Source organism: Helicobacter sp. MIT 01-3238, assembly GCF_003364135.1.
In the GTDB taxonomy this organism is placed as follows: Bacteria; Campylobacterota; Campylobacteria; order Campylobacterales; family Helicobacteraceae; genus Helicobacter_B.
Genome location: NZ_NXLN01000031.1, coordinates 21,085 through 27,562, shown reverse-complemented (window position 1 = coordinate 27,562; position 6,478 = coordinate 21,085). Strand labels below are relative to the sequence as shown.

Annotated in this window: 7 protein-coding genes; 3 read left to right on the top strand and 4 right to left on the bottom strand. The window is 38.6% G+C overall.

Going from position 1 to position 6,478, the window contains the following annotated elements; translation table 11 throughout:
* The 3 genes from CQA40_RS09555 to CQA40_RS11720 all read left to right on the top strand — a co-directional run.
* A partial coding sequence (locus tag CQA40_RS09555) for a pentapeptide repeat-containing protein (RefSeq protein ID WP_115520611.1) occupies positions 1 to 1,508 on the top strand: 1,508 nt, incomplete at its 5' end.
* Positions 1,509 to 1,626: 118 nt separating this feature from the next.
* A complete protein-coding gene (locus CQA40_RS09550; protein ID WP_115520610.1) occupies positions 1,627 to 1,902 on the top strand; it encodes a hypothetical protein in 276 nt (91 codons plus the stop codon).
* Between the two features lie 20 nt (positions 1,903 to 1,922).
* The gene (locus CQA40_RS11720) at positions 1,923 to 2,456 is read left to right on the top strand and encodes a hypothetical protein (RefSeq protein WP_258864534.1); all 534 of its coding nucleotides are present in this window, start codon (positions 1,923 to 1,925) and stop codon (positions 2,454 to 2,456) included.
* 312 nt (positions 2,457 to 2,768) lie between these two features.
* Here the strand turns inward: CQA40_RS11720 and CQA40_RS09540 are convergent, their stop codons facing one another.
* The 4 genes from CQA40_RS09540 to CQA40_RS09525 all read right to left on the bottom strand — a co-directional run bounded on the left by CQA40_RS09540 (position 2,769) and on the right by CQA40_RS09525 (position 6,471).
* Positions 2,769 to 3,887 (bottom strand): thiamine-phosphate kinase, encoded by a 1,119-nt coding sequence (locus tag CQA40_RS09540; RefSeq protein WP_115520609.1) that lies wholly within the window; start codon positions 3,885 to 3,887, stop codon positions 2,769 to 2,771.
* 1 nt (position 3,888) lies between these two features.
* Positions 3,889 to 4,797 carry a phosphatidylserine decarboxylase gene (locus tag CQA40_RS09535; protein WP_115520608.1) on the bottom strand — a complete coding sequence of 303 codons (909 nt, stop codon included), beginning with the start codon at positions 4,795 to 4,797 and terminating at the stop codon, positions 3,889 to 3,891.
* A 72-nt stretch (positions 4,798 to 4,869) separates the two neighbouring features.
* Positions 4,870 to 5,655, bottom strand: coding sequence for an arginyltransferase (locus CQA40_RS09530; protein WP_115520607.1), 786 nt, complete (start codon positions 5,653 to 5,655; stop codon positions 4,870 to 4,872).
* A 261-nt stretch (positions 5,656 to 5,916) separates the two neighbouring features.
* Complete coding sequence (locus CQA40_RS09525; RefSeq protein WP_023927720.1) at positions 5,917 to 6,471, bottom strand: DUF6115 domain-containing protein; 555 nt, start codon at positions 6,469 to 6,471, stop codon at positions 5,917 to 5,919.
* Positions 6,472 to 6,478: the final 7 nt, after the last annotated feature.

The following is a 6,478-nucleotide window of genomic DNA, read 5'->3' as shown; positions in this document are numbered from 1 at the left end:
TGCCTAAACAACAAATCTATGAGAATCTGCACTTTGATTTTGCAAAAGATAAACTCATACTTACCATAAAGCAAGGAAAGTCATTTGTCTTTGAAAATGTCCTTGATAGCGCGTGTGAAAAATGCAAAAATCCACAAGATGAACTATACAATGCAATTCAAAAACAAAATGATAAATATTTCATCAATAAACCTTTACAAATATGCGCTGATATAGAATCCAATAAGTGCGATGAGAAATCTAAAGAATCTAAACGCAAAATTATCTACATACAAGATGAGCTATCGTTTAAAAATTGCGTATTTAATGGCGAAGTAAGGTTTGAGTATATTTGCTTTGCTCCGCTTAGCTCTAAAGCACATAATGATAGCGAAGCAAAACACAATGAAAAAAATCCAAATGATTTTAGACAAAGCACACAACCCTTACGCCTAGACTTTCAGCATTGTGAATTTCACAAAAGAGTGTATTTTACAAATTGCGAGTTTAATGGCAATGTGTTTTTTAATCACGCTGTTTTTGAGAGATATGCAGACTTCCACGAGAGTATATTTAATGGTGTAGTGTCGTTTTATAATGCAGAGTTTAAATATGCTCCAAACTTCTCTACTTGCGTATTTCAAAACCTCCAAGCCACAAACTTTATCAATGTGAAAATAGATGATATAGATTTTGATAAAGTGAAGCAGTTTATCAAAGAGTATAGAATCGATGGAACATATCAAAACAAACTCAATTCCCTAAAACAGCAATATTCACAAGGTACAAATGAATATAAAACACAAAAACAAACGCTAGATAATAATCACAAAATCCGCTATGCAAGCAATGCTCGCGATTCATTTCGCACGATAAAAAATGTGCTTATTACGAATAACAACTTATTAGACGCTTGCGCTTGGCATAAGTTGGAGTTGTATGCAAAAGAAATAGAGTTAAGACTGCCTACTCCAGAATCTAAGAAAAATCCAAGCAATGAGCGCAAAAAATGTATTGAGAAGATTCAGCTCTGTTTTTATCGCCACACTTCCGCTCACCATACAGATTTGCTAGAATCCATAAAATCCCTGCTTATTGTGATAGGGATTTTTGGTGTGTTAAGCTGTGCTGTGATAGTGGGTTTTTCTTTATATTGTGGTTTTTGGGATTACAATCCTCATATTTTAACCAAATGTTATGATAAATATATCAAGTGCTTTTTGGCAAATCATTATTGTTGGGCAACTATTATCAACCTCGCATTATTTGGAGCTTTTATTGTGATTTTTATAGCAACTATTCTTTGCCAAAATGTGAGAAAACTAGCTTTTTATCTTTCTTGCGTTATTACACTTGCTTTATTTATTGCCTCGCCCAAGTATCTTATCCCACCTATTGAGATTTTTACCGATAAACGAATGCTACTTGACCCGCTATCTGTGGCGGGTGGAGTGTATAGCATACTTTTTGGTTTTATGCTTTATTCATTTATTAAAACCGCGCGTAAAAATTCCATAATACCAAGCTAATCCCAAGAATAAAAGGAGCAAAAAAAAACAATGAGTAGTGTGCAATAAAGACATAAAATCCATAAAAAGCGGACAATGTAAAAAAAGTAAAATCTAAAAAAACATAAAAGGAGTAACAATGAAGAACAAAACTTCAAATCTAGCAAAATTTGCAAGCAAAAGCAATGCAAACCAAAACCATACAAAAAGAGCAATAAAGATAATCGTGTGTATAGCATTAAGCGCACTATTTGCAAGTGTGGCAAGTGCGTATTATATCGGCGGAATGTATGTAACGCTGGTTAATTGCTCGTGGGGACAATACGGCTATGAATACGGAAACATAGGCACTTACAAAGATAGCAGTGGCAAACTTTATCAAGTATTTTTTGGAAAAAATTATTGTCAATACTAAAAGCTAAAAGGAGTAAGACAATGAAAAGATTAGTGCTAGTGTTTGGAATCTTAACAAGTGTGGTAAGTGTAAGTATGGGGGCGATGAGTGATGAGGATATTCAAGATTGTTTTGAAAAGAATGATAAAAACGCTTGTCAAAGGGCTGGGCTTCTTGCAGGAAATATGACCCCTAGTGATATTGCGGAATGGATTCAGAATGCGCAAAGTTGCTTAAATAAAAAAGATAAAAATGCTTGTAAAGTAGCTTTTAATAAAATCCAAAAAGACTATGGCACACAATATTGTAGCGATATTGGTGGGTTTTGCTATCAAGTAGCAATATTTTATAATCTTATAGAGGATTTTTTTAATGCAAATAAGTATTTTGAAATCCTTTGTAATAAGTTGAATGAGGGACAGTCTTGTTTAAGTTTAGGAAGTTCCTATTCTCTTGGAAAAGGAGTGAGACTAAATTATTCCACTGCTAAGCAATACTTTGGCAAAGCCTGTGATTTGGGAATTCAAGAGGGGTGTGATGGCTATAAACTACTACATAGCAATGGAGTGCAGTAGGTTTATTTTGTGTCATTTTTATCTACATAGCAATGCAAGCTTGTCATATTGAGGTTTCGCAAGAAACCGAAATATCTCAATGCAGATTTGTCATATTGAGCGTTAGCGAAATATCTCTAAAAAAGCATAAATGCAACTTTGCAAAAATTTACAAAACATAGAGCAGTTCTTTAAGAAGTCTATTTTTGAGATACTTCGGTTTGTGCCGCCAAACCTCAGTATGACAAGTGATTGATTTTTTTTGTGGCAAGAAAATATTTTTTTTAAACAAAAAAAAACACTCGCCCTCAAACCCTTTCACTACAATAAAACCTAATGCCAGATTTTGGGGGTAAAGTGAGTGATTTTTGTCCTAGCAGTGCCGATGAAGCATAGTGGCGTGCGAGTTTGCTTCGCTTTTCGCAAAAGGGCTAGCTTGTCCTTTGGGGAAATGCTAAAAAGCATTTCGTATTCTTCGCCACTTAGGTAAGCACTCTTTTGTAGCACTCTAGGCAGGACTTTGCTAGATTTTAGTGGCTTTTGTGCTTGCCACCGCTTACCACTACACTTATTGCCACCTTTATTACCTCTTTTATCGCTTCTTTTATCACTACTTTTGACGCTCCCTGCCCTTTTTGCCATGCTAGATTTTTTGGCTAGACAAAACCCTAGATGATTTATCGCACTTAGGCGGTTTAGCTCGGCATATACGCCATCAGATATGTCAAGCCCGCAGTGCAAAAACCGTGCACACGATTTGATAAAATCCGCCCTAAGAATAGGAGCTACAAAGCGAGAAAATCGCTTGGAATTTTTGTTTATTTTTTGTCCTCTGCTTAGAGCCTGCAAAGACTTTAGGCTCTCCCCCACCCTACCCGTGCAAAAGAGCAAATCGCCTTTTTGTAGTCCTTTGCGAAAGAGTAGCTTGCCTTGAGGTGTGCCAAAAACCGTGATATGAAACTCTAGCCTATCTCCGCTCATCGTATCCCCGCCGATAAATGCTATGCCAAAGTCTTGTGCTACCTCTCTAAGTGAGTGGGCTATTTGTAGCGTCTCTCTAGGGCTAAGAGGCGGGAGGAGTATGCTAGCTAGGGCGTATTTGGGGCGGGCATTCATCGCTACTATATCAGAGATATTTACAAGCATTGCTTTTTTGGCTATTTGCTCTAGGCTTAGCCATTCTCTTTTGAAGTGGATTCCCTCACAAAATCCGTCATTTGCGATGACAAACTCCCGCGCAGAATCGATGACTTTTGCAAAGGTAGCAAAGGCATTTGGGCAAGTAGAGTTTGTTTTGTCGTGTCTAGCTAGTGGCTTTGATAGCACCACCCCGTCATCACCTATGCCTTTTATCGTGCTTCTTGGTGCATTTTTGCCACACAGAGCACGCAAAAATAGCGATTCTTTATCAAAATTTCGCTTGCTAGAATTATTTGAAGTGTTGTGGTGCATTTTATGATTCTAGCAGGGCGATAGTATCGCCTTGTGCTACTTTTGCACCACTTTGGGCTTGCGGGTGCAAGCCTTGAGCGATAAGCACGATAGTAGAGCCCATCATAAATGTCCCTAGCTCCTCTCCTTTTTTGATTTCTATGGGTGTGGTGTATGTGTAGATTTCGCGTGCGTTTGGAGTGGCGTTTGTGTGGATTTTTGGCTCGAAGTGGAATATCATTTTGCCGACATTTAGCGCACCCACCGCGACATAATACAGCCTTTTGCCACGCAAATCCTCTGCTACAAGCACTACGCGTTCATTTTGGATAAAAAGATGATGATTTTTGCGAAGCGAGGGGGGGTTCACAGGTAGTAGCACGCCACCAAAATACCTAGCCTCCAAAATCCGCATATCACACGGCGCGTGGTAATGATGATAGTCGCTAGGAGATAGATAGAGATTTACAAAGCTAAGCGGGGAGGCAGAATCTAGCGCGTTTAGCACGCACCTGCTCTCTCCTAGAAACTCATCTATGGGGTAGGACATTCCTTTGATTTGGAGTGCCTTTAGGGTGGAGTCCTCTACAAAGATTCTGCCCTGCTCCATTATCAAGCTATCGCTAGGCGAGATAAGTGCGTTTGGGTTTGTATCAAATGCGCGGGGTTTGGCTAGAGAGCGGGTAAAAAGCGCGTTTAGCGTGGGGTAAGTATCCGCAGGGGCGAAATCACTCAAATCAATGTGAAATATCCGCACATATACGGCGTTTATGATACGCTGAAAAAAGCGCGGAAACGCGTAGTTTGCAAATCTGCCAAAAAGCAGGGATAAGCGATTGCTTAGTGCGTGTGCTTGGGCGGTTGATTTTGCGGTGCTTGTGGCATTTGTAGAGTTTGTGTTTTGTGTGGATTGTGTGGTGTTTTGTGGCATTTGTGTCCTTTTGTCGTGGGGTTTGGATTGTCTTTTGGTTAAATTTTAGGCTAAAATTTGCACTAAATCGCGCTATACAGATTTCACGCTAGATTTTGGTATGAAATCATCGCTTGAAGTGTTAGATTCTGCAAAATAAGGCTTCCAAATAGGCACTTCAAAAATATCAGGTGCATTTATCAGCTCCTCAAATGGTCGAAAATGCTCTTTGTATCCCATACTATAATGGTTTTTTATCCAATACCCGGGATAAAAATATGATAGATTTTTCCTCTTTGCGATGAGTAGCTGTGTGAGGATGTTAAATGAGCCAAGACTTAGTCTAGCAAAATTATGGTCATAAAAAAAATAAATCGAAGAAATGCTGTTTTTTAGCATATCAAAATACCCCACACCTACGAGCTTCCCCTCCCTGCGATAAGTGATTTCATACCCAAAGCTATTATAGCCATAGACAAAATTATCACTATACACTTCTTTTGTGATTCCGCGATAGTTCCAGCCTTTTTTGATATTCATTGCGTTATGATAGCTATCATACAGGGCTAGTCGCTCATCATCGACACTTGGGCGAGCGATAGTGATAAGCGTATCGGCATTTTTGGCAATCACGCGCCTTTGGGATTTGTTTGGCTCAAATCCCCTAACCACCTGCCGAATCGAAATGCACTCCTTGCACTCCGCGCAAATAGGCACGAAAAAATACTCGCCAAATCGCCTCCACCCTCGCTCAATAAGCCCCTGACAAAATTCAAGCGGACACTGCTGAATGTAGAAATACCGAAAATGCGAGCACCTATCGCCAAAATAGCTACAAGTTTCTTTGGGGTTTGAAAAAAATTCTGCAAGTTGTAGCAAAGTCTGCCTTTTATTTTATTTTGGGTTTTTGAAATTGTTGCAAAAAATTATCGCACTAAATCTAGTGCTAAATCTAATGCAAAAGCGCAAAATCTAGCGCGAAAAAGACTTTTTAAGACTTTCAAAGAAGTAGTCTTTTAGCCAAAATCTACTCAAATCTTTTATCTACCAAATCACATAATTTTGCAAAATCTACCATTTGGCAAAAAACTTTATTTGCAAAAATATTAGTTTGCAAAAATCCTACTTACAAATAAAATCTTACTTGATAGTAGGCGAGCTGATATTGGCAAGTTTTAGGGTAAATTCTACTTCCCCACGCCCTATGCGAAGCTCTTTTGCAATCGAGTCGATACTAAAGCCGTTTTGAAACATATCGATGATTTTTTTCTCATCTATATCGCCACCACCGCTTGTGAAATGCCCATATTCTCGCAATTTGTTCTCTAGGCTTATGATTTTTTCATCATAGTGGCTTTTTAGCATATCTATATCTTTATCTAGTTCGTTTATTTTTTTGTTCATAGAAGTGATTTTTTCTTGCAGTGAGCTACCTTGCTCGCTATGATTCCCGCCATCTAGCGCGTTTAGGAAGTCGATTTTGTTGCCCTCTTGCTCAAATTTCTCCACGCCTTTTTGGGTTTTGTAAATCTCTTTTGCTAGGCTTGTGATAGCTCCCTCAAACCTATGCAATCGCTTGTGTGTATCTCTGTCCTTTGCAACCACATAGATAAACAAACACACCACAAAAAAGCCCACGCCTACAAGGCAGAAAAACAACATTTCTTGGTCTATGGCTAGCATCATTTCTTTCATTTTTTAT